We start from the raw sequence: 21,323 nt of genomic DNA, 5'->3' as shown, positions 1-21,323 counted from the left end.
AAGGGAGGCGCGATGCAGTTCGATGTGATCACGCTGTTTCCCGAGATGTTTCGCGCGCTGACCGACTGGGGTATTACCAGCCGGGCGGCGAAGCAGCAGCGTTACGCGCTGCGCACCTGGAATCCCCGCGACTTCACGGTCGACAATTACCGGACGATCGATGATCGGCCCTACGGTGGTGGCCCCGGCATGGTAATGCTGGCCAAGCCGCTGGAGGACGCCATCGACGGCGCCCGTGCGGCGCAGTCGGAAGCCGGTGTCGAGCGTCCGCACGTCGTGCTGATGTCGCCGCAGGGCACCACGCTGACCCATGCCAAGGTCATGGAGCTGGCGCAGCGTCCGGGCCTGGTGCTGCTGTGCGGACGTTACGAGGCGATCGACCAGCGGTTGATCGACCGTCGCGTGGACGAGGAAATCAGCCTTGGCGATTTTGTGCTGTCGGGCGGCGAGTTGCCGGCGATGGCGCTGATCGACGCGGTGGTGAGGCATCTGCCCGGCGTGCTGGGCGATGCGCAGTCGGCGGTGCAGGACAGCTTTGTCAACGGCCTGCTCGACTGTCCGCATTACACGCGGCCGGAAGAATATGAAGGTGTGCGGGTGCCCGATGTACTGCTCGGGGGCCATCATGCCGAGATCGAGAAGTGGCGGCGCCAGCAGGCGCTGGCCAATACCGCACGCAAGCGTCCCGATTTGATCGTGGCCGCGCGCGAGCAAGGGTTGTTGTCCAAGGTCGACGAGAAATTCCTGTCGGCCCTGGCAGCGAAAGCAGGGCAGGAGTTCGCTCCTGCCAAGTGAAAACCCCATCCTCTTCCGGGGCCCCGATGTGGGTATATAACGCCGGTACGATGGTTAAGGAGAAAACGATGAATCTCATCGAGCAGATCGAGAAGGAAGAGATCGCGCGTCTGACCGCGAACAAGACCATCCCCGCATTCGCACCTGGCGACACCGTGATCGTCAACGTGAACGTGGTGGAAGGTACGCGCAAGCGCGTGCAGGCTTACGAAGGCGTGGTGATTGCCAAGCGTAACCGTGGCCTGAACAGCTCCTTCATCGTGCGCAAGATCTCGTCGGGCGAAGGCGTGGAACGTACGTTCCAGCTGTACTCGCCGCTGATCGCTGGCATCGAAGTGAAGCGTCGCGGTGACGTCCGTCGCGCGAAGCTGTACTACCTGCGCGAGCGTTCGGGCAAGTCGGCACGTATCAAGGAAAAGCTGGTGACCAAGGCGAAGACCGCCGCCGTCGCCGAATAAGTTTTTCCCGCCGGGCATCGGGCAGCCGATGCCAGCCGGAATGGCGAAGGACACCCTCGGGTGTCCTTTTTGCATTTCTGGCGCGGCGATTCTGCCGGTCAGGGCAATTTACGTTGCAGTGCAACATCAGGCCGTTCTGTCATACTTGACGCCGTTATGCGCCCCAAATTCGATCCCGAAGCGCTGCCGGTCATCGAGACCGACAGCCGCCGCGCGCCGCTATCCGCGCCGCGCATGCAACCCGACTTCATCCGCCATCGGCTGCTGTCTCCGCCGTCCTGGGAGCCCGAGCTGACCGATGAGTCGCGCATCTATGACAAGACTCGTGGATTGCGTGAAGCAGCCGTGCTGGTGCCGCTGGTGCAGCAGCGCGACGGCCTGACGGTGCTGCTGACCGAGCGCAACGCCAACCTGACGTCGCATGCCGGCCAGATCAGCTTTCCGGGTGGCAGGCAGGAAACCTACGACGCCGACCGCATCGCCACGGCCTTGCGCGAGACCGAGGAGGAAATCGGCCTGAAGCGGGACTTCATCGAGGTATTGGGGTCGTTGCCGGACTACATCACGGGCACCGGCTATCACGTCAGCCCGATCGTCGGCCTGGTGCGGCCCGGCTATACGTTGCAGGCCGATGCCGGCGAGGTGGCCGACATCTTCGAGGTGCCGCTGTCTTTCCTGATGGATCCGGCGCGGCACGAGCGCCGGCTGCTGCGGTGGGAAGGCGGGGAACGCCAGTTCTACTCGATGCCTTATCCGCGCGAGGGCGGTGGTCATCGGTTCATCTGGGGCGCGACGGCAGGGATGCTACGCAATCTCTACCATCTGCTGGCTGCCTGAGTTTCAGGCAGCGGCCGCTGTCGATGTGCCAACGGCGTCCGCGCAATGCGGGCAGCTCTTGCCCACCACATACTTGGGATCTTGCTGTGCTTCCGGCGTCACCACGGCGCGACAGGCAAAGCACTGCACCGGGCCGGCGGGCTCTAGGTTCGGATTGAGTGCGGTGCGGTAGTCGAACACGAAGCAGTCGCCGCGATAGTGGCTGCCGCCCACTTCTTCGAAGTATTTGAGGATGCCCCCTTCGAGCTGGTACACGCGCTCGATGCCCACTTCCTGCATGTGGATCGCGGCTTTTTCGCAGCGAATGCCGCCGGTGCAGAACGACACCACGGTCTTGCCTTCGAGCGCCGCCTTGTTTTCGGCCACGGCCGGCGGGAAGTCGCTGAACTTCTGGATGTTGTATTCGACGGCGTTGTCGAAGGTACCTACCGCCACCTCGAAATCGTTGCGCGTATCGAGCATCACCACGGGACGGCCTTCGTCGTCATGGCCCTGGTCGAGCCAGCGCTTCAGGTCCACCGGGCGCACCGCCGGGGCACGGCCTTCTTCCGGCCGGATCACCGGCATCTTCATCGTGATGATTTCCTTCTTGGCACGCACCAGCATGCGCTTGAAGGGCTGGTTTTCCGAGATGCTTTCCTTGGGCGCGATGTCGGCAAAGCGGGCATCGGCGTGCAGCCAGACCATGAAGTCGTCGATCTGCGCGCGCGTGCCGGCCAGGAACATGTTGATGCCCTCCGGCGCGAGCAGGATCGTGCCTTTCAGGCCGGCTGCATCGCAGCGCTCGCGCATGGCGGGGCGCAGGGTCTCGATGTCCTCGAGCGTGACGAATTTATAAGCCGAAATGTTGACGATCTGCATGGAGCGACGCTGCCTGTCCGGGTGCCCGTGGGGCGCTCGGTAACTGCCTGATTGGAAAGGCGAAATTATAGCCCCTCAACCGCATAGACGATACCCGTCGGCGCATGGGCGCGGGGCCGTCACTTTGCGAAACTCCCAAGGATGCCGGCGAGGCAAGCCGGTACAATGGCGCCCTATGTCCGCACCCCGCTTCGTACACCTTCGCCTGCATTCCGAATACTCGGTCGTTGACGGTATCGTCCGACTCGATGACGCCGTCAAGGCCGCCGCCCGTGATGGCATGGGCGCCCTTGCGCTGACCGACCTCGCCAATGCGTTTGGCCTGATCCGCTTCTACAAGGAAGCCCGTGGCGGCGGCGTCAAGCCCGTCGTCGGCGCCGACGTCTGGCTGACCAATGCCGATGACCGCGACAAGCCCGCACGCATGCTGCTGCTGGTGCAAGACCGCATCGGCTACCTGAACCTCTGCTCGCTACTGTCCCGCGCCTGGCTGGGCAACCAGCATCGCGGCCGCGCCGAGTTCGAACCCGGCTGGTTCGAGGAGCCGGGCGAGGAAGGCCTGCCGCTGGCAACCGGCCTGATCGCGCTGTCCGGCGCGATGGGCGGCGACGTGGGCCTGGCTCTGGCCAACGGCAACCCCGACGGCGCGCGCCGCGCGGCCGAGCATTGGGCCCGCGTGTTTCCGCGACGCTTCTACATCGAACTGCAGCGCGCCGGCCAGCCCGGTACCGATGCCTACGTGCCGCAGGCGGTGCAACTGGCCGCGTCGCTAAAGCTGCCGGTGGTGGCCACGCATCCGGTGCAGTTCATGACGCCGGACGACTTCACGGCGCACGAGGCGCGTGTCTGCATCGCCGAGGGCGAATTGCTGGCCAACCCGCGCCGCACGCGCAAGTTCACGACCGACCAGTACTTCAAGACGCAGGACGAGATGTGCGCGCTGTTCGCCGACATTCCGTCGGCGCTGCAGAATGCCGTCGAGATCGCCAAGCGCTGCAACCTGACGCTGGAACTGGGCAAGCCACGCCTGCCGCTGTTTCCGACGCCCGACGGCATGTCGCTGGACGACTACCTCGTCTTCATGGCCAAGGACGGCCTGGAAAAGCGCATGGCCGTGTTGTTCCCCGACGACGCCGAGCGCGAGCGCAGGCGGCCGGAGTACTACACGCGGCTCGAGTTCGAGACCGGCACCATCATCAAGATGGGGTTCCCGGGCTACTTCCTGATCGTGGCGGACTTTATCAACTGGGCCAAGAACAATGGCGTGCCGGTGGGTCCGGGCCGGGGCTCCGGTGCCGGCTCGCTGGTGGCTTACGCGCTGGGCATTACCGACCTCGATCCGCTCAAGTACGCGCTGCTGTTCGAGCGTTTCCTGAATCCGGAGCGGGTGTCGATGCCCGACTTCGATATCGACTTCTGCCAGCACGGCCGCGATCGCGTGATCACGTACGTGAAGGAAAAGTACGGCAAGGAAGCCGTGTCGCAGATCGCCACGTTCGGCACCATGGCCGCCAAGGCGGCCGTGCGCGACGTGGGCCGTGTGCTCGACCTGGGCTACGGCTTTGTCGATAGCGTCGCCAAGCTGATTCCGTTCAAGCCGGGCAAGCTGGTGACGCTGGAGGAAGCCAAGAAGGAAGAGCCGGCGCTGGCCGAGCGCGAGCGCAACGAGGAAGAAGTGCGCCAGCTGCTGGAACTGGCGCAGCGCGTGGAAGGCATGACGCGTAACGTGGGCATGCACGCCGGTGGCGTGCTGATCGCGCCGGGCCGCCTGACCGATTTCTGCCCGCTCTACACGCAGGGCACCGACGGCATGAGCGGCGTCGTGAGCCAGTACGACAAGGACGACGTGGAAGCGGCCGGCCTGGTCAAGTTCGACTTCCTGGGCCTGACCACGCTGACGATCCTGGACTGGGCCGAGCGCTATATCCGCCGCATGGATCCGTCGAAAGCCGACTGGAACTGCAGCCAGATTCCGCTGGACGACAGCCCCGCGTTCGACATCCTCAAGAGCGCCAATACCGTGGCGGTGTTCCAGCTGGAAAGCCGCGGCATGCAGGGCATGCTCAAGGACGCCAAGCCTGACCGCTTCGAGGACATCATCGCGCTGGTGGCGCTCTACCGTCCGGGTCCGATGGACCTGATCCCGAGCTTCTGTGCCCGCAAGCATGGACGCGAGAAGGTGGAGTATCCCGATCCGCGCGTGGAGCCCGTGCTCAAGGAGACCTACGGCATCATGGTCTACCAGGAGCAGGTGATGCAGATGGCGCAGATCATCGGCGGCTACTCGCTGGGCGGCGCCGACTTGCTGCGCCGGGCCATGGGCAAGAAGAAGGCCGAGGAAATGGCCAAGCATCGCGAGCTGTTCCGCGAGGGCGCCGACAAGAACGGGCTGTCGGCGCAGCAGGCCGACGACATCTTCGACCTGATGGAGAAGTTCGCGGGCTACGGCTTCAACAAGTCGCACGCGGCCGCATACGCGCTGCTGGCGTACTACACGGCATGGCTCAAGGCGCACCATCCGGCCGAATTCCTGGCAGCCAATATGTCGCTGGCCATGGACGACACGGACAAGGTCAAGATCCTCTATGAGGATTGCCGCCTGAACGGCATCAAGGTGCTGCCGCCAGACGTCAACGCCAGCGAATACCGGTTTGCGCCGACCGATGCCAAGACCATCCGCTACGGCCTGGGTGGCATCAAGGGCTCGGGCCAGGGCGCCATCGAGGACATCCTGCGCGCACGCGAGGAAAAGCCGTTTGCCGACCTGTTCGACTTCTGCGAGCGTGTGGACCGCCGCCAGGTCAACCGCCGCACGATCGAGGCGCTGATCCGCGCTGGCGCGTTCGACAGCCTCAACGACAACCGGGCGCAGTTGCTGGCATCGGTGTCGATGGCGATGGAGGCGGCCGAGCAAAAGGCGGAATCGGCCAACCAGGTGTCGCTGTTCGACCTCATGGAAGACGCCGGCGAGGCGCATCGTCCGGAACTCGTGGACGAGCCGCGCTGGTCGGCCAAGCGCACGCTGCAGGAAGAAAAGCAGGCGCTGGGCTACTACTTCTCGGGTCACCTGTTCGACGCCTCGCGCGACGAGGTGCGGCGCTTCGTCAAGGGCACGCTGACGGCGCTGGAAAAGGAAGTGCAGGGCAACGGCGGCGGCTACGGTCGTGACGTGCGCGGCAAGGTGGTGGCCGGTGTGATCATGGGCGTTCGCACGCAGATGACGCAGCGCGGCAAGCTGATCATCGTGATGATCGACGATGGCACCGCGCAGATCGAAATGACCGTGTTCAACGAACTGTACGATGCCAATCGCCACATGTTCCGCGAGGACGAACTGATCATCGCCCAGGGCAATGCCCGGCACGATACGTTCACGGGCGGCGTGCGCTTTACCGCGGAATCGGTCATGGACATGGCTGCGGCGCGGGCGCGCTACGCGCAGGCCGTGGAACTCCGCTTCGACCAACGCGCCAGCCTGCCGCGGCTGCGCGAGCTGCTGGAGCCGATCCTGGCCAACGGCCAGGAGCCCGGTGCCGGCGTGCGGGTGCGCATCTCGTATGCGAGTGCGGGCGCAAGCTGCGCGACGATCCTTGGTGAGCGGTGGAGGGTGTTGCCGTCGGACGAGGCGCTGGCGGGACTGCGCAACGCGCTGGGCGACGAGTGCGCCAGGGTCGATTACGACTGAAATCGGCGGCCCTCTCCCGAACGCGGGGGAGGGCGGAACACCAACTTACCGCGTTACCACCGTTGTCGTATCGCCCCGGGCCTGCGCTAGGCCCGCGTCGGCCGTGATCTGCTTCGAAGCCAGTCGAGCCAGCACGCGCTGCTTGTTGACGTTCTCGGTGGCGCGCACGGCTTCCTTGTGCCACAGGTGCAGCACCTCGGTGGCAAAGAACCCCATGCGGCGCGGCACGCCTGCGTTGTGCAGCCGCGCGACGAAATCGGCGTCTTCATGGCCCCAGCCCGTGAACGTGCTGTCGAAGCCGTCGATACGCTCGATATCCTGCTTCCAGGCCGCCAGGTTGCAGCCCTTGATGCGGCGCCATTTGAACGTCTCGACGTCGCGCCCCGGCAGCCAGTTCCAGTGCGCGGCCAGCGGCAAGATCTTGTTGACCTGCCCCCGCAGCCGCGCCGCGAGCCAGAAGCCCACGCCCTGGCGTTGTACCGGAAGCTGGCGCGCTTCCACATCGGCGGTCAGCGCCGGCCCTAGCAGGATGCGGCTCCCGGTCATCATCGCGCCCGGTGCCGCCAGTTCGCCGTGCCGGCGCACGAAATCGCGCTGCGGCACGCAATCGCCATCGATAAAGATCAGGTAGTCGCCCGACGCCGCGGCGATGGCCTTGTTGCGGATTTCCGCCAGCCGGAAGCCGGTGTCGGGATGCCAGACGTGCACCATCGGCACGGCAGAGCGGGCACGCGCCTGTTCGACGATCTCACGGGTGGCCGCCTGAGAGCCGTCGTCGGCCACGATGATCTCGACCGGCGCCACTTCCTGGTCCAGGCAGCCGTCCAGCACCAGCGACAGCGCGGCGGGGCGGTTGTAGGTGCTGACGATCAGGCTGATGCGCGGGGCGGCCATCATTTGCCCTGCATCATCCAGAGCTTCAGATAGCGGTAGTAGGTGCCTTCGGCGTTGGTGATGGCCAGCATGAAACCCTGCTTGCCGTCCAGGAAACCACGCCGGATCACGTAGGTGCGGATAAACGCCCACAGGCCGCGGAAGACGGCCTTGCCGAACGAGCTGCGCTTGCCCTGCTCGAACATCGTCAGCGCGCCGGCGCTGGAGTACTGGTTGGCCTTGTCGACCGCCTCGGTGATGTCCGTGATCGCGTTGTGCACGATGGTCTCGGACAGCTTGCCCGTGGTGCCCGGCACTTCCACGTGAGTATGGGTGCGCACGTCGGTGAAATGACCCTTGTCGCGGCGGAACAGGCGGACGATGCGGTCAGGCCACCAGCCCGAGTGGCGCATGAAGCGGCCGCAGAAGAACGAGCTGCGCGGCGTGGAAAATGCGTCGTGCGGGCTGCGTTCGTCGAGCAGCCGGCTGATGCGCTGGTAAAGCTCAGGGCTCACGCGCTCGTCGGCGTCCAGCGACAACACCCAGTCGCCCTTGGCCATGTTCAGCGCGCGGTTCTTTTGCGGGCCGTCACCGGGCCAATCCGTTTCCACCACGATCGCACCCAGGTCGCGGCAAAGCTGCGGCGTGCCGTCGGTGCTGCCCGAATCGAAGACGATCACTTCGGAAGCGAGTCCCTTGACCGATTCGATGCAGGGCTGGATGTCGTGTGCCTCGTTCATGGCAACAATGATCGTGCTCAGTGTTGCGCGGCGAGAGGATTGCGGGGCTGTCATGGTTTGAATTGGACCCTGGTATGGCTTAAATCGAGTGGGCGGGCGTGCGATGCGCCGCCTCGCGCCGCGTGGCGGGTGCTGCGGCGCCGGCGCCGGCACGCTGCACTTCCACCGCCCAGAAATGGGCGAACACGGCAAAGACGTAGAAGGACACCACCACCTGGCGGTCGAACACGCAGTCGGTGAACGCGAACAACGGGAAGGAGAGGGCGGCGGCCAGTCCGGCCGCCTGCCAGGCCACGCAGGCGCCGTTTCGGCGCGCCTCGCGGAAGCGGCCGAGGAAGTAGACGATCGGCGCGCCGAACATCCACAGCAGTTGTGCCAGGCCGATCAGGCCGCCGGTGGCCAGCGCGCACAGGTATTCGTTGTGGGCGTGGTCAAAGATGCCGATGTCGGGCGGCGCCTTGCCTTCGGCGATCAGTTCGCGCGAGGCATCGCCAAAGTGGCCCAGGCCCACACCGGCCACGGGATGCGACTTGAAGATCGCGGCGGCGTTGTTCCACAGGCTCAGCCGCTGGCCCGTCGAGGTCTGGGTTTTGCCCTTCGCCCACAGTTGCACCTCGGTCACCGTGGATTCCATACGGTCGCGCAGCGGCCCGTAGAGCGCGATCACGGCAAAGGCCGCCACCACCACGGACACGGCGATCAGCGCGCCGCGCCAGCGCTTGCCACGCCGCACGGGGTCCGTGAAATTGAGCCAGCCCAGCACGCAGACCACGATGATGGCCACCAGCATTGGCGCACGGCTCTGCGTCAGCGCCGCGCAGACCACCGTCAGCACGCCGATGCCCATCAGCAGGCCCTTTTGGCCGGGCGTGACGCGGCCGAACTTGCCGAACGCCAGCATCAGCAGGGCAATGACCACCATCGAGAGCGCGAACTTGATGGCGCCCGAGGTCGTCGTCACCGGATTGAATCCGTACGTGCCGTAAGGGCGAACGATGTCCAGACAGAACCGTTGCACCAGCAGCACGGCGCATGCCACCAGCGCGGCCACGGCCAGGCCGATGCACCATTCGCGCATGCGGCGCGGCAGCACAATGGCGCAGGTGCCCATCAACGCGTAGAGCAGGTAGTGCACCGCGTTGTCCATGCTCGATCCCTTGCTGCCCAGCAGCAGGATATGCGCGGCGGAAAAGGGAATGTAGGACAGGAAGGCGGCGAACAGCCACTTGTGTTGCCAGATGACCTGCCTGATCTGCGGCTGGCGCACCACCAGGACCAGGCCGGCCACGCCAAGCAGGCCGTAGATGACATCCCGGAACGGTCCGGGGACGATCAGGGCCAGTGGCAGGGCGGCGACGATCCACGTCAGCGGGCGCTCGTAGCGCGACGCGATGCGCGTGGACATACCAAATTCAACAGGCATCGGATAAGGCGATAGGGAAAACGGATAGAATGCTGCCTGTTTCAGGCCACGAAGCGGTAACAATTGCCGCTTCATCGTCTCCCGAAAAACCGGGCCGAAGCATCGTCGGGCTCACAACAGGTGGGTCGAATGTAGGCTAAGCGGCCTACACGAACTCGGCATTATAGCGCTATTGATCAGGCGTCCCGACCGGGCGCCAGTCCGGCGAGGCGTTTCCCGGCGACCGTCAATCCGCCGCTATTCCCAAACGCAGAAGCGAGAAAACTTTTGACATCCAACACAGACGCGACCAGGCAAGGCCAGCAGGACGACAGCTCGTCCACGCTGATGCGCCGGCTTTGGTCCTACCTGCGCCCCGAACTGAAGGTTTTCATTGCGGCCATCGTGGCGATGGCGGTGGTGGCGGCCAGCGAAGGCGTGATTCCGAAGGTGGTGAACGACCTGCTGGACAAGGGCTTTGGCGGCGACTACGCCGGCCGGCTCTGGCACGTGCCGGCCATCCTGACCGGCGTGGCGCTGATCCGGGGCGTGGCCCAGTTTGCGTCGGGCTACCTCCTGAACCTGATCTCGAACAAGGTGCTGTTCAAGATGCGCATGCAGATGTTCGAGCGCATGCTGCAGGCCCCGGCCCAGTTTTTCTACCGCAACCCGGCCGCTTCGCTGATCAATTCGGTCATCTTCGAAGTCAACCAGGTGCTGCAGATCCTGACCAGCGTGTTCATCACGCTGGTGCGTGACTCGCTGACCGTGCTGGCGCTGCTGATCTACCTGTTCTACACGAACTGGAAGTTGACGCTGGTGGTGGCGGTGATCCTGCCCGTGATCGGCTTCCTGATGTCGAAGGTGAACAAGCGCCTGCGCCGCCTGAACCGCGACCACCAGACCCTGACCAACAGCGCCGCCTATGTGGTGGAAGAGGCGGCTGGCGGCTACAAGGTGGTGAAGCTGCACGGCGGCGAGGCCTATGAGCTGTCGCGCTTCGAGACCATGGCCAACCGCCTGAAGGCGTATTCGATGCGCATGGCGGTGGCCGGCGGCCTGAACCAGCCGGTGACGGCATTCCTGGCCGCGCTGGCGCTCTCCGTGGTCATCACCATCGCCATGGTGCAGGCGCAGGGCAACCAGACCACTGTGGGCGGCTTCACGGGCTTCGTGATGGCCATGCTGCTGCTGATCTCGCCGCTCAAGCACCTGACCGACCTGAACCAGCCGCTCACGCGTGGCCTGACCGCCGCCGAGATGATCTTCAAGCTGATCGACGAGCACATCGAGCCGCAGGAAGGCGGCCGGTCGATCGACCGTGCCGAGGGCGATCTGGCCTTCCGTTCGGTGTCGTTCGGGTACTCGGATGCGGGCAAGCCGGCGCTGCAGGGCATCGACCTGCACGTCCGTGCGGGCGAGGTAGTGGCGCTGGTGGGACCGTCGGGCAGCGGCAAGACCACGCTGGTCAACCTGGTGCCGCGCTTCTTCGAGCCGACTTCGGGTGGTATCTACCTGGACGGCCATCCGGTCACCGACATCAACCTGCGCGACCTGCGCCGCCAGATCGCGTTCGTCAGCCAGGACGTGGTGCTGTTCAACGATACCGTGGCCGCCAACGTGGCCTACGGCGCCGCCAACCATGACGCCATCGACATGGATCGCGTCAAGCGTGCACTCGCCGCCGCGCACCTGACCGACGTGGTCAACGCGCTGCCGGAAGGGCTGAACACGAACATTGGCGACAACGGCATGAAGCTGTCGGGCGGCCAGCGCCAGCGCATGGCCATTGCGCGGGCCATCTACAAGGACGCGCCGATCCTGATCCTGGACGAGGCGACCTCGGCGCTGGACTCGGAATCGGAGCGCCAGGTGCAGTCGGCGCTGGAAGCGCTGATGGTAGGCCGCACCACGCTGGTGATCGCGCACCGGCTGTCGACCATCGAGAACGCCGACCGTATCGTCGTGCTCGATCACGGCAAGGTGGCCGAGACCGGCACGCACGACGAACTGCTGCGGGCCAACGGCCTGTACGCGGGCCTGCACCGGATCCAGTTCTCCACGCAGGAACTGGCGGCATAACGCTGGCATAAGGCTGGCTTGAAGCCGGCCCGGCAACGAAAAATGGCGGTGAGTCCGGAAGGACTCACCGCCATTTTTCTTTAAGGCGCGGGGAAACGCGCGATCAGGACGCCACGGCGGGCGCCATTGCCGGCGTGGGGTAGACCTCTTCCAGCGCGGCCAGCACTTCGGCCGTGGAGGGCGTGACGCCGTCACCGCCCAGCGCCACGACGCGGCCCGGTTCCTGCACGCCGTAGTAATGCTGCGACGTGCTGTTGAACACCATGATCACGGGTTTGCCCAGCGCTTCGCCAATGTGGACGAAGCCGGTATCGGTGCCCAGCACCACATCGGCCGCGTTGACCATGCGCGAGCAGTCCAGCACGCTCATGCGCGCCATCAGCTCGGCATTCGGCATGCCGGCCACCAGCAGTTCGGCGTCGCGGCGCTCCGATTCCGAACCCCACGGCACCAGCACGCGCAGGCCGCGCTGGTTCAGGACCTTGCCAACCTCGATCCAGCGCTCGGGCGGCCATTTCTTGGCGTCGTCCGAGGTGGCGTGGAAGATCAACGCAAACGGACCCTTGCGGCCTTGCTCGGGCAGCTTGTCGGGCTCGGGCAACTGCAGGCCGTATTCCATCTTGTCGGTGATCGGGTAGCCGAACGCCCGGCTGACCGCGCGGCGCACGCGGGCGCGCTGGCAGAAGTTGTCTTCCGGCGCCCGGCCGGCCAGACGGTCGGTATAGGCAAACGCCGAACCGCCTTCGCCCAGTTCATGGTCGGGATAGCCGTAGCGCTTGGTCGAGCGCGTCAGGGCCACCGCGATGGCGCTCTTGTAGACGCCATGGATGTCGATCACGGCGTCGTACTTTTCCTTGCGCAGGGCCCGGATGGCGCCCAGGATCGCGCGGACGTTGGTCCAGCTGCGATCCTTCTTGATGGCGCGCAGCGGGGCGCTGATCACGCGGTCGATATCGGGATTCCAGCGGCACACCTCGGCGCAGTACTCGTCGGCGAACCAGTCGATGCGCACGCCGGGATAGGCGCGCTTGAGGTCAGCCACCAGCGGCTGGGCAAAAACCTCGTCGCCGAGCGACGTGATCTTGACGATAAGAACTCGCTTCATTAGGGCGGGAGCGATTTTTAGTAGGTTGGATCGGTGGCCAGGCACGTGGATTTGCCACGGCCCGGCTTGCAAGCCGCGTAAGTATGCCCGATTTGGCGCGGTTTACTACGTTTGGAAACATGCCGTTGCGAAGGTGGCGAATTGTCTAGAATGTGGCTAAATCGATGCAGCCGGAGGAGACCATGACCGCACAGCCGCACACCCAGAGCCTGCCCATCAGCCGTTATCCCGTCCCGGAGATCGCCAGCTTGCCCGACGATCTGCGCCAGCGCGTGCTGGAGGTGCAGGAAAAGGCGGGCTTCGTACCGAACGTTTTCCTGGCGCTGGCGCACCGCCCGGACGAATGCCGGGCGTTCTTTGCCTACCACGACGCGCTGATGCTCAAGGAGACGGGCAACCTGACCAAGGGCGACCGCGAGATGATCGTGGTCGCCACGTCGGGCGCCAACCAGTGCCTGTATTGCGTGGTGGCCCACGGCGCCATCCTGCGCATCTACGAGAAGAAGCCGCTGGTGGCGGACCAGGTTGCGGTGAACTACCGCAAGGCCGATATCGCGCCGCGCCAGCGCGCGATGCTCGATTTCGCGATGAAAGTCTGCGAGGCGTCGCACACGGTGGGAGAGGCCGATTTCGACGCGCTGCGGGCGCACGGGTTCGACGACGAGGACGCCTGGGACATCGCCGCCATCACGGCGTTCTTCGGCTTGTCGAACCGCATGGCCAATACCATCGGCATGCGGCCCAACGACGAGTTCTTCCTGTTGGGGCGCGTGCCGAAGTCCAAGGGCTGACCCGACCGGCCCCCGCCCGGTGTCCTAGCGCACCTGCGCGCAACCGCCGTTACGGGGGTCGAACAGCACGGGCCACGCCTGCTCGTAGATGCCGGGCGTGCAGTACTTCTCGCAGCGGGCATGCGCCAGCGTGATGCGGCGCGGGTCCTGCCAGACCATCAGCTTGCAGCCGCCGCCGTCCACCGCGTGCAGTTCGATGTGCGGCGTCTGCTGTACCTGCTTGAACTGCTCCAGGTCAAACCGGCACGAGCCCTTGCGCGACACCCAGAGCTTCCAGCTCAGCGTCTGCACGGCATTGTGGGACACCCGCACCACGGCATCCTCTCGGAAGCCATCTTCCTCGGTGCGCTTGCAGGTACCGCTCATGTTGATCTCGCGCGCGGCAATCGGCGTGGCGCGCTCTTGCGGCGAAGGTGGGTACACCTTGTCGACGTTGACATTGGGGCCGGCCAGCGGCGGGGATCGGTCGATGCGTTGCGGCAGCAGATCCGCGCAACCCGCGCAAATGAAAATGGCCAGCATGGCTGGCACTGTAATGCGTCTTGACTTCATGTTGACCCCCTCGCGGCTCCCGCCATCTTCAGAGTAGGGGATCGCAGGGCAAAGGCCAGCGGTATGTGATGAGGACTAGTCCCAACGTGCAGCGTTGAGGACGGCCGTCTATAGTCAATGGATGTGGCCGCGCGGCACCCCGGATCGGGATGCGATGCGCGGCCTTTTTTCTTGCCGAATTGCTTTCTGAATCGTTTGCAGAACGCGCGTTTGAACGCGCGCCCGGGCTAACCGTCAGGCCACGGCCTGCAGCGCTTCGGCATGCGGCGCCGCATGCTGTACGGCCGGGTAGCCGGCGGCAAACACCAGGCGTCCGGCGGACCACGTGTGCGTGACCAGCGGCTGCCCGGCCACGCTGGCCACGGCGATCACGTCGGCGCGCTTGCCCGGCAGCAGGCGGCCGCGATCGTCCAGCAGGCAGGCATCGGCCGGATTGGCGCTGACCAGCGCCAATGCCTGGTTTAGCGGCAGCTCGGCCAGACGCGCTGCCGCAAAGGCGGCGGCGATCAGCGTCGACGGCTGGTAGTCCGAACAGAGGATGTCACCCACGCCGGCCTGAACGGCGTCGATGGCGCGCATCGATCCACTCTGGCTCTTGCCGCGCAGCACGTTCGGCGCGCCCAGGATGGTCGGCAGCGCGTGCGTCGACGCCGCCCGGGCCGTCTCCAGGTTGATCGGGAATTCGCTCATGCGCACGCCCAGCGCCTGCATGGCGGCGATGCGCTGCGGCGAATCGTCGTCGTGGCTGGCGGTGGGAATGCCCAGCGCGTGCGCCTTCGACACCAGGCGGTTGACGCGCTCGGCGGCGCCGTCCAACTCGGCGGACTTCTTGGCGGCGGCGTTGGCCGCTTCCTCGCGGCTCATGCCGTGGTTGCCCATCATGTACGAAAGGTAGGCGTCCAGCGTCTTGAACTGGCCCTGGCCCGGCGAGTGGTCCATCACGGACAGCAGGTCCACCACGCCCTCGGCCATCAGCATTTCCAGCACCGGCACGGCGGCCGCGTCGGTCACTTCGTAGCGGCAGTGGATGCGGTTGTCGACCAGGCTGTGCTTGCGGTACCCGTGCACGGCGCGCACCAGCGTGGCGGCGGTGTCGTTGTTGCGCACGCCGAACTGGTTGCTGGCGAAGGACAGCGCGTGGTACGGCGTGGTGATGCCCGCGGCGGCGTTGCGGCGGTCGACCTGGGCCACGGCGAAGTCGAGCGGAAACAACACGTTGGCGCGCGGCTCGGCTTCCTTCTCGATGGCGTCGCAGTGCACGTCGATCAGGCCCGGCATCACGGTGTGGCCGCGCAGGTCGATCACGTCGGCGTCAACAGGCGCCGACGCGGGTTCGATGGCGGCGATCCGGCCGTCGGCGATCAGCAGCGCGCTGTCGTGCAGCACGCGGTCGGGCAATACCAGCGTCGCGTGCGTAAGGTAGGTAGAGGACATGTCCGGTTCCGTTTCAGGGGCGTCAGGCTTCGGGTGTCAGGCGTTGGCGGCGGTGGCGGCGGCGGTCGCAACGGGCTGCAGCGGCAGCGCACGCGTGGCCACGGCATCGCGCACGGCTTCGTCGTGGAAGATGCCGATCAGCGCGCGGCCTTCTGCCAGCGCTTCGCGAATCAACTCGATCACGACAGCGCGGTTGTCGGCGTCCAGCGATGCCGTCGGCTCGTCGAGCAGCAGGATCGGATGACCGCCGATCAGGCCGCGTGCGATGTTCACGCGCTGCTGCTCACCGCCCGAGAACGTGGCCGGCGGCAGGTCCCACAGCCGGCGCGGCAGGTTCAGCCGTTCCAGCAGCGTGGCGGCACGAGCGCGGGCTTCCTCGTGGCTGGCGCCGCGTTGCTGCATCGGGTCGGCCACCACGTCGAGCGCGGACACGCGCGGGATGGCGCGCAGGAATTGCGAGACGTAGCCGATCACGTCGCGGCGCAGCTTCAGCACGCGCTGCTCGGGGGCGTTGGTCAGTTCCACCCAGGGCTCGCCCGCTTCGCTCGTATCGCGCAGGCGGATAGTGCCTTCGGTGGCCAGGTAGTTGCCGTACAGGCAGCGCAGCAGCGTGCTCTTGCCGGTGCCGGAGCGGCCCGACAGCACCAGGCACTCGCCGCGCGACGCGTCGAAGTCGATGGCCTGCAGCACGGGCAGGCGGATGCCGCCCTGGTTGTGCAACGTGAACATCTTGCCGAGGCCGCGCACCTCGATCAGCTTGTTGGAGTCTGCTTGCATCATGGTCAACCCTGCAGGATGGAAGAAACCAGCAGCTGCGTGTACGGGTGCTGCGGGTCGTCGAGGATCTGGTCGGTCAGGCCTTGCTCCACCACGCGTCCGCCCTGCATCACGAGCGTGCGGTGGGCCAGCAGCCGCGCCACGGCCAGGTCGTGCGTCACCAGGATGGCGGCCAGGCCCAGGTCGGTCACCAGGCGGCGCATCAGGTCCAGCAGGCGCGCCTGCACGGACACGTCCAGCGACGCGGTGGGTTCGTCCATGAACACCAGGCGCGGATGCGTGACCAGGTTGCGCGCGATCTGCAGCCGTTGCTGCATGCCGCCCGAGAACGTGCTCGGCACGTCGTCCAGGCGCCCCAGGTCGATTTCCATTTTCTCCAGCCACGCGCCGGCGATTTCACGCAGGTCGCCGTAGTGGCGATTGCCCACGGCCATCAGCCGCTCGGCGATATTGGCGCCGGCGCTGACCTGCATGCGCAGCCCGTCGCGGGCGTGCTGGCGCACGAAGCCCCAGTCGGTACGGGCCAGCAGCCGCATGCGTGCGCTGGACAGCGTGCCCAGGTCGGTCAGGCCGGTCTCGCGCATGTCGTAGCGGATGCTGCCGCGCTGGGCCTTGACCTGCATCGACAGCGCCTGCAGCAGCGTGCTTTTGCCCGAGCCCGACTCACCGACCACGCACAGCACCTCGCCGGGGTACAGGTCGAAGTTGACGTCATGGCAGCCGTGCACGCCGTCCCAGGTGTGCGTCAGGTCGCTGACGGAAAGCAGTGGCGTGGCGTTCATGGTTGGCCTCCGGCGGCTTGCTTGACGGCTTGTCCGGCCTGGCGGTCTGCGCAGTACTCGGTGTCCGAGCACACGAACATGCGCGTGCCGGCATCGTCGGTGATGATTTCGTCCAGGTAGCTGTCGGTGGCGCCGCATTGCGCGCAGCAGCTCGACCACTTCTCGACGGTGAACGGGTGGTCGACAAAGTCCAGGCTCTTGACCGACGTGTACGGCGGCACGGCATAGACGCGCTTTTCGCGGCCGGCGCCGAACAGCATCAGCGCGGGGCTGCGGTCGAGCTTGGGGTTGTCGAACTTCGGGATCGGCGACGGACGCATCATGTAGCGCTGGTTGACGATCACCGGATAGTCGTACGTGGTGGCGATATGGCCGTGGTGCGCGATGTCCTCGTAGAGCTTCACGTGCATCGATCCATACTCGGCCAGCGCATGCATCGTGCGCGTCTCGGTCTCGCTCGGTTCCAGCCAGCGCAGCGGCTCGGGAATGGGCACCTGGTAGACCATGGTCTGGCCGGCGCGCAGCTTCGTTTCCGGAATGCGGTGGCGCGTCTGCACGATGGTCGCCTCGGCGGTGCGCTCGGTGGTCTGCACGCCGGTCACGCGGCCGAAGAAGCGGCGGATGTTGATGGCGTTGGTGGTGTCGTCAGAACCCTGGTCGATGACCTTGAGCACGTCCTGGCGGCCGATGATCGCGGTGGTCACCTGGATGCCGCCCGTGCCCCAGCCATAGGGCAGCGGCATCTCGCGGCTGCCGAACGGCACCTGGTAGCCGGGAATCGCCACCGCCTTGAGCAGCGCGCGGCGCAGCATGCGCTTGGTGGATTCGTCGAGGTAGCCGAAGTTGTAGTGCTCGTCGCGGACGACGGTGGTGTCTTGGGTTGCGGTGGCGGCGTTCATGCCAGCGACTCCTCTTGGGGCTTGGTCGATGGTTGCGACGTGGGCGAAGACTGCGATGCCGCCGGTGACTGCGGGGCCTGCTCGGCGCGCAGGCGGCGCAGCAGTTCCAGGTTGGCCTGGAAGTCCACGTAGTGCGGCAGCTTCAAGTGCTGCGTGAAGCCCGACGCCTCGACGTTGTCGCTGTGGTAAAGCATGAATTCGATATCGTTGGCCGGGTTGTCGGCGGCCTCGCCAAGCTCCTCGGCGCGCATGGCACGATCGGCCAGCGCCATCGACATGGCCTTGCGTTCGTTGTAGCCGAAGGTCAGTCCATAGCCGCGCGTCAGGCGCGGCGCTTCGTCGGCATTGCCGGCGAACTGGCTCACCATCTGGCACTCGGTGACCTCTACCTCGCCGATGGTCACGACAAAGCCGAGTTCCTCGATGAACATCTCCACCTCGGTGCTGCCGTAGCGGATCTCGGCGGCAAACGGATGCGAGTTGCCATAGCCGCGCTGCGTCGAGTATCCCATCGCCAGCAGGAAGCCTTCGTCGGCGCGCGCCAGGTTCTGCAGCCGTGCGGGACGCCCGGCCGGAAAAGTCAGCGGTTCGCGCGTGAGGTCGGGCGGCGTGGGGTCGCCGGCGGGAATCGTGTCGGCTTCCACCAGTGCTTCGGCTTCCAGCAGGCCCGTCACGCGCGGCATGCTCGCGGCCAGCGGTTCCGGCGACGGTGCCAGCGGTGCCGGATCGCGTCCCGCTTCGAGCGTGAAGTCGAGCAGGCGCTGCGTGTAGTCGTAGGTCGGTCCCAGCACCTGGCCGCCGGGCACGTCCTTGAACGTCGACGAGATGCGGCGCTGCAGCTTCATGGTGCCGGTGTCGATGGCCTGCGTGTAGCCAAAACGGGCCAGCGTGGTGCGGTATGCGCGCAGCAGGAAGATGGCCTCGATCTGGTCGCCGGCCGCCTGCTTGATGGCCAGCGCGGCCAGGTGCGGGTCGTACAGCGAGCCTTCGGCCATCACGCGCGCCACGGCCAGCGGCATCTGCTCGCGAATCTGCGCCAGCGTCAGTTCGGGGACCGACGTGTCGCCACGGCGGTACGTATCGAGCATCTGGTAGGAATTGAGGATGGCGCGTTCGCCACCCTTGACGGCTACATACATGTCAGTCCTCGATGTGCGTGGTGCGCGTCATGGCGCAGAATTGGTCGCCGCTGGCCAGCAGCAGGTCCACACCCAGCGGAAAGCGCGCGTTGTTGGCGCGCCAGGCCGGGCGGAAATCCGCCGGCAGGCCACGTACGCGCAGCGGCTGGGTAGTCTCGATGCCGGGGCCGGAAAGCGTGAGCGCGTCGCCGTCGTGCAGCGATGCCACTTCGGCGATCAGCGTGGCGGAGCGGTCCGGATAGGCGGGCAGGCCCTGCGCACAGTCGATCAGCGCGGGCATGGCGTGGCCGGCGGGTACGCAGACGAACGTGGCATCGGCCACGGTGTCGACCAGTGGGCAGCCGCAGTGGAAACGCAGGAACGCGCGCGCGGCGGCCGGGGTATCGGCGGGCAACCAGACCGGGGTATCGGGATCGGCCAGCGTCAGCAGCAGCGCGGCCAGCGCGGGCGACAGGCCATCGGGCAGGCCGCTGGTAGCCGGCAGCGTTTCCAGGCGGCCCGGGTGGGCAAACGCTTCGAGCGTGGCGCGGAAAACGGCCTGGGCATCATCTACGGGGTTGTCGAAGCCCGGCAACAGCGAGGTGGCGGAAGCAGCGGCGGACGTTTGCATCGAATTCAGGGTGGACGGCATGTCAGTCTTCTCCGCGGGCCATCGTGAAGAACTCCACGCGGGTTTGCGCGGCGGTAGCAGCCTGCGTGGCCGCGCGTTCGGTCAGCGCCTGCGCCAGCGGCGCGATGACGATGTCCTGCACGCGCTGGTGCCAGGCGGGGCGCTGCAGCAGGGCGTCGAGCACGGCTGCCTGTTCGGCATGGCGCTGCCCGCGGCCTTGTACATAGGACACGCCGGCCGTGGCCGGCTCGCCCTGCATTTCATTGAGCACCACGGCGCAGCGTGTGACCGACATTTCACCCAGGTTGAACTGCGCGCCAGTGCCGCCCGCACGTGCGCGCACCATGGCCATGCCCGACTCCGGCTTGCGCAGCAGGCGGTACGCGGGCAGGGCGGCGGCATCCGACAGTCGGCCATAGGCCGCGTCGAGCGCTTCGGAATGGGCCAGCGCCAGTACCCGCAGCCACGCGGCGCGGGCCACTTTGGCCTGGTTGGCGGTTTCGCTTTGCATGATCACCCCTATACGTCTATACGTTTAGATGTACACTAACACAACACGGCGATACTAGAACACAGGGACATGAACGTTTCGTGACGGGTCGGGGTTTTGCTCGGACACGCCGCAAGCGCCTGCGACTCGGGCACAATCGCACGGCAATCATTAAGTCTTGATGACACGGGGCAGAACGGAAGATGTCTGAACGGGAAGTGGAGCGGGGCTCCGGCGTGGCGGTGTGGCGCCAGATTGGCGAGGCGCTGGCGGATGACATCCGCAACAAACTCTATGGCCCCGGCGAGCAGTTGCCGCCGGAGCCCGAACTGGCGACGCGCTTTGCCGTCAACCGCCACACCATCCGGCGCGCGATGGGCGAGCTGGAGCTGAGCGGACTGGTGCGCATCGAGCAAGGGCGCGGCACGTTCGTGCAGGAACATGCGATCGACTACGCGATTGGCCGCCGCACGCGCTTTTCGCAGAACCTTGCCGCGCAAGGCATGCGCGGGCACCTGGAAGTGGTGGATAGCCAGACGCTGCGTGCGCCCGAGATCGCCAAGCACCTGGGGCTGGCGCGCAACGCCGACATCCTGCACATCCAGATGGTGGGCAAGGCCGAGGCGCGCACCATCGACGTGGCCGAGCACTACTTCGACCCCAAGCGCTTTCCGGGTCTGGAAGAGGCGGTGCGTGAATCGCGATCGATCTCGCGCGCGCTGACGCAGTTCGGCATTGCCGACTACACGCGCAAGTGGTCGCGCATCACGGCCGCCATGCCCAGCGCGCCGGTGGCACGCCTGCTCAATCAACCCAAGACGCGCCCGGTGCTGCAAGTGGAGGCGCTCAACGTCGACATCGACGATGTGCCGCTGCAGTACAGCATGACCCGCTTTGCGGGCGACTGGGTGCAGCTTACGGTGTCCGACAACGACTGACAGACATGCTGCGGGTTTCCGCAGCAGAGTCACATTGGTCTAGACATATGTATGTCATGTGCTGGCGCTAATT

At 66.0% G+C, this 21,323-nt stretch carries 20 protein-coding genes; 7 read left to right on the top strand and 13 right to left on the bottom strand.

Features of this window, described 5'->3' with window-relative positions; genetic code table 11:
• Nucleotides 1-12 precede the first annotated feature (12 nt).
• The 3 genes from trmD (at nt 13) to MFF62_RS04050 (ending at nt 2,090) form a co-directional block, all read left to right on the top strand.
• Nucleotides 13-795, top strand: coding sequence for a tRNA (guanosine(37)-N1)-methyltransferase TrmD (gene trmD, locus MFF62_RS04060; RefSeq protein ID WP_238260458.1), 783 nt, complete (start codon nt 13-15; stop codon nt 793-795).
• Nucleotides 796-863: 68 nt separating this feature from the next.
• A complete protein-coding gene (gene rplS / locus MFF62_RS04055) occupies nt 864-1,253 on the top strand; it encodes a 50S ribosomal protein L19 (RefSeq protein WP_238260457.1) in 390 nt (129 codons plus the stop codon).
• Between the two features lie 156 nt (nt 1,254-1,409).
• A complete protein-coding gene (locus tag MFF62_RS04050) occupies nt 1,410-2,090 on the top strand; it encodes a CoA pyrophosphatase (protein WP_238260455.1) in 681 nt (226 codons plus the stop codon).
• 3 nt (nt 2,091-2,093) lie between these two features.
• Here the strand turns inward: MFF62_RS04050 and MFF62_RS04045 are convergent, their stop codons facing one another.
• Entirely contained in the window at nt 2,094-2,951 is an 858-nt protein-coding gene (locus tag MFF62_RS04045) for a sulfurtransferase (RefSeq protein WP_238260453.1), read from the bottom strand.
• 175 nt (nt 2,952-3,126) lie between these two features.
• Between MFF62_RS04045 and dnaE the strand changes: the two genes are divergently transcribed.
• Nucleotides 3,127-6,636 carry a DNA polymerase III subunit alpha gene (dnaE, locus tag MFF62_RS04040; protein WP_238260451.1) on the top strand — a complete coding sequence of 1,170 codons (3,510 nt, stop codon included), beginning with the start codon at nt 3,127-3,129 and terminating at the stop codon, nt 6,634-6,636.
• A gap of 45 nt (nt 6,637-6,681) precedes the next feature.
• On the opposite strand, the gene MFF62_RS04035 is transcribed toward dnaE, so the two are convergent.
• From MFF62_RS04035 to MFF62_RS04025, 3 genes are read right to left on the bottom strand one after another with little or no spacing between them, the layout of a single operon-like run.
• Nucleotides 6,682-7,533: a glycosyltransferase family 2 protein gene (locus MFF62_RS04035; RefSeq protein WP_238260449.1), complete on the bottom strand. Its 852-nt coding sequence runs from the start codon at nt 7,531-7,533 to the stop codon at nt 6,682-6,684.
• Complete coding sequence (locus MFF62_RS04030) at nt 7,530-8,303, bottom strand: glycosyltransferase family 2 protein (RefSeq protein WP_283205309.1); 774 nt, start codon at nt 8,301-8,303, stop codon at nt 7,530-7,532. The genes MFF62_RS04035 and MFF62_RS04030 overlap by 4 nt, the downstream gene beginning before the upstream one ends.
• A gap of 25 nt (nt 8,304-8,328) precedes the next feature.
• A complete protein-coding gene (locus MFF62_RS04025) occupies nt 8,329-9,654 on the bottom strand; it encodes an O-antigen ligase family protein (protein ID WP_238260438.1) in 1,326 nt (441 codons plus the stop codon).
• Nucleotides 9,655-9,999: 345 nt separating this feature from the next.
• On the opposite strand from MFF62_RS04025, the gene msbA reads away from it, so the two are divergent.
• Complete coding sequence (msbA, locus tag MFF62_RS04020) at nt 10,000-11,733, top strand: lipid A export permease/ATP-binding protein MsbA (protein ID WP_238261199.1); 1,734 nt, start codon at nt 10,000-10,002, stop codon at nt 11,731-11,733.
• 103 nt (nt 11,734-11,836) lie between these two features.
• On the opposite strand, the gene waaC is transcribed toward msbA, so the two are convergent.
• Complete coding sequence (gene waaC / locus MFF62_RS04015) at nt 11,837-12,838, bottom strand: lipopolysaccharide heptosyltransferase I (protein WP_238260436.1); 1,002 nt, start codon at nt 12,836-12,838, stop codon at nt 11,837-11,839.
• Nucleotides 12,839-13,020: 182 nt separating this feature from the next.
• Between waaC and MFF62_RS04010 the strand changes: the two genes are divergently transcribed.
• Complete coding sequence (locus MFF62_RS04010; protein WP_238260434.1) at nt 13,021-13,629, top strand: peroxidase-related enzyme; 609 nt, start codon at nt 13,021-13,023, stop codon at nt 13,627-13,629.
• A 24-nt stretch (nt 13,630-13,653) separates the two neighbouring features.
• Here MFF62_RS04010 and MFF62_RS04005 read toward each other — a convergent pair whose 3' ends face one another.
• The 8 genes from MFF62_RS04005 to phnG all read right to left on the bottom strand — a co-directional run bounded on the left by MFF62_RS04005 (nt 13,654) and on the right by phnG (nt 20,333).
• A complete protein-coding gene (locus tag MFF62_RS04005; protein WP_238260432.1) occupies nt 13,654-14,181 on the bottom strand; it encodes a hypothetical protein in 528 nt (175 codons plus the stop codon).
• A gap of 234 nt (nt 14,182-14,415) precedes the next feature.
• Complete coding sequence (locus MFF62_RS04000) at nt 14,416-15,615, bottom strand: alpha-D-ribose 1-methylphosphonate 5-triphosphate diphosphatase (protein ID WP_238260431.1); 1,200 nt, start codon at nt 15,613-15,615, stop codon at nt 14,416-14,418.
• 36 nt (nt 15,616-15,651) lie between these two features.
• The gene (gene phnL, locus MFF62_RS03995; protein ID WP_404990608.1) at nt 15,652-16,395 is read right to left on the bottom strand and encodes a phosphonate C-P lyase system protein PhnL; all 744 of its coding nucleotides are present in this window, start codon (nt 16,393-16,395) and stop codon (nt 15,652-15,654) included.
• 2 nt (nt 16,396-16,397) lie between these two features.
• Entirely contained in the window at nt 16,398-17,174 is a 777-nt protein-coding gene (gene phnK, locus MFF62_RS03990) for a phosphonate C-P lyase system protein PhnK (RefSeq protein ID WP_238260429.1), read from the bottom strand.
• Nucleotides 17,171-18,073, bottom strand: a complete 903-nt coding sequence (locus tag MFF62_RS03985) for an alpha-D-ribose 1-methylphosphonate 5-phosphate C-P-lyase PhnJ (protein WP_238260422.1) — start codon at nt 18,071-18,073, stop codon at nt 17,171-17,173. Before MFF62_RS03985 ends, phnK begins: the two co-directional genes overlap by 4 nt.
• On the bottom strand, nt 18,070-19,212 hold the full coding sequence (locus MFF62_RS03980) for a carbon-phosphorus lyase complex subunit (protein WP_238260420.1): 1,143 nt from the start codon (nt 19,210-19,212) through the stop codon (nt 18,070-18,072). Before MFF62_RS03980 ends, MFF62_RS03985 begins: the two co-directional genes overlap by 4 nt.
• Before the next feature lies 1 nt (nt 19,213).
• Nucleotides 19,214-19,843: a phosphonate C-P lyase system protein PhnH gene (gene phnH, locus MFF62_RS03975; RefSeq protein ID WP_238260418.1), complete on the bottom strand. Its 630-nt coding sequence runs from the start codon at nt 19,841-19,843 to the stop codon at nt 19,214-19,216.
• A 1-nt stretch (nt 19,844) separates the two neighbouring features.
• Nucleotides 19,845-20,333: a phosphonate C-P lyase system protein PhnG gene (gene phnG / locus MFF62_RS03970; RefSeq protein WP_238260416.1), complete on the bottom strand. Its 489-nt coding sequence runs from the start codon at nt 20,331-20,333 to the stop codon at nt 19,845-19,847.
• 182 nt (nt 20,334-20,515) lie between these two features.
• On the opposite strand from phnG, the gene phnF reads away from it, so the two are divergent.
• Nucleotides 20,516-21,250 carry a phosphonate metabolism transcriptional regulator PhnF gene (gene phnF / locus MFF62_RS03965; RefSeq protein ID WP_238260396.1) on the top strand — a complete coding sequence of 245 codons (735 nt, stop codon included), beginning with the start codon at nt 20,516-20,518 and terminating at the stop codon, nt 21,248-21,250.
• The last annotated feature ends 73 nt before the right edge of the window (nt 21,251-21,323 follow it).

The sequence above is a fragment of the Cupriavidus pauculus genome (assembly GCF_022179805.1).
Lineage (GTDB): Bacteria > Pseudomonadota > Gammaproteobacteria > Burkholderiales > Burkholderiaceae > Cupriavidus > Cupriavidus pauculus_E.
This window is presented reverse-complemented; position numbering and strand designations above follow the sequence as displayed.

What these genes read in the sequence shown, in the direction of transcription:
- trmD (WP_238260458.1), top strand. Translation starts at nt 13, where the DNA reads ATGCAGTTCGATGTGATCACGCTGTTTCCCGAGATGTTTCGCGCGCTG.
- rplS (WP_238260457.1), top strand. Translation starts at nt 864, where the DNA reads ATGAATCTCATCGAGCAGATCGAGAAGGAAGAGATCGCGCGTCTGACC.
- MFF62_RS04050 (WP_238260455.1), top strand. Translation starts at nt 1,410, where the DNA reads ATGCGCCCCAAATTCGATCCCGAAGCGCTGCCGGTCATCGAGACCGAC.
- MFF62_RS04045 (WP_238260453.1), bottom strand. Translation starts at nt 2,951, where the DNA reads ATGCAGATCGTCAACATTTCGGCTTATAAATTCGTCACGCTCGAGGAC.
- dnaE (WP_238260451.1), top strand. Translation starts at nt 3,127, where the DNA reads ATGTCCGCACCCCGCTTCGTACACCTTCGCCTGCATTCCGAATACTCG.
- MFF62_RS04035 (WP_238260449.1), bottom strand. Translation starts at nt 7,533, where the DNA reads ATGATGGCCGCCCCGCGCATCAGCCTGATCGTCAGCACCTACAACCGC.
- MFF62_RS04030 (WP_283205309.1), bottom strand. Translation starts at nt 8,303, where the DNA reads ATGACAGCCCCGCAATCCTCTCGCCGCGCAACACTGAGCACGATCATT.
- MFF62_RS04025 (WP_238260438.1), bottom strand. Translation starts at nt 9,654, where the DNA reads ATGTCCACGCGCATCGCGTCGCGCTACGAGCGCCCGCTGACGTGGATC.
- msbA (WP_238261199.1), top strand. Translation starts at nt 10,000, where the DNA reads ATGCGCCGGCTTTGGTCCTACCTGCGCCCCGAACTGAAGGTTTTCATT.
- waaC (WP_238260436.1), bottom strand. Translation starts at nt 12,838, where the DNA reads ATGAAGCGAGTTCTTATCGTCAAGATCACGTCGCTCGGCGACGAGGTT.
- MFF62_RS04010 (WP_238260434.1), top strand. Translation starts at nt 13,021, where the DNA reads ATGACCGCACAGCCGCACACCCAGAGCCTGCCCATCAGCCGTTATCCC.
- MFF62_RS04005 (WP_238260432.1), bottom strand. Translation starts at nt 14,181, where the DNA reads ATGAAGTCAAGACGCATTACAGTGCCAGCCATGCTGGCCATTTTCATT.
- MFF62_RS04000 (WP_238260431.1), bottom strand. Translation starts at nt 15,615, where the DNA reads ATGTCCTCTACCTACCTTACGCACGCGACGCTGGTATTGCCCGACCGC.
- phnL (WP_404990608.1), bottom strand. Translation starts at nt 16,395, where the DNA reads ATGATGCAAGCAGACTCCAACAAGCTGATCGAGGTGCGCGGCCTCGGC.
- phnK (WP_238260429.1), bottom strand. Translation starts at nt 17,174, where the DNA reads ATGAACGCCACGCCACTGCTTTCCGTCAGCGACCTGACGCACACCTGG.
- MFF62_RS03985 (WP_238260422.1), bottom strand. Translation starts at nt 18,073, where the DNA reads ATGAACGCCGCCACCGCAACCCAAGACACCACCGTCGTCCGCGACGAG.
- MFF62_RS03980 (WP_238260420.1), bottom strand. Translation starts at nt 19,212, where the DNA reads ATGTATGTAGCCGTCAAGGGTGGCGAACGCGCCATCCTCAATTCCTAC.
- phnH (WP_238260418.1), bottom strand. Translation starts at nt 19,843, where the DNA reads ATGCCGTCCACCCTGAATTCGATGCAAACGTCCGCCGCTGCTTCCGCC.
- phnG (WP_238260416.1), bottom strand. Translation starts at nt 20,333, where the DNA reads ATGCAAAGCGAAACCGCCAACCAGGCCAAAGTGGCCCGCGCCGCGTGG.
- phnF (WP_238260396.1), top strand. Translation starts at nt 20,516, where the DNA reads ATGTCTGAACGGGAAGTGGAGCGGGGCTCCGGCGTGGCGGTGTGGCGC.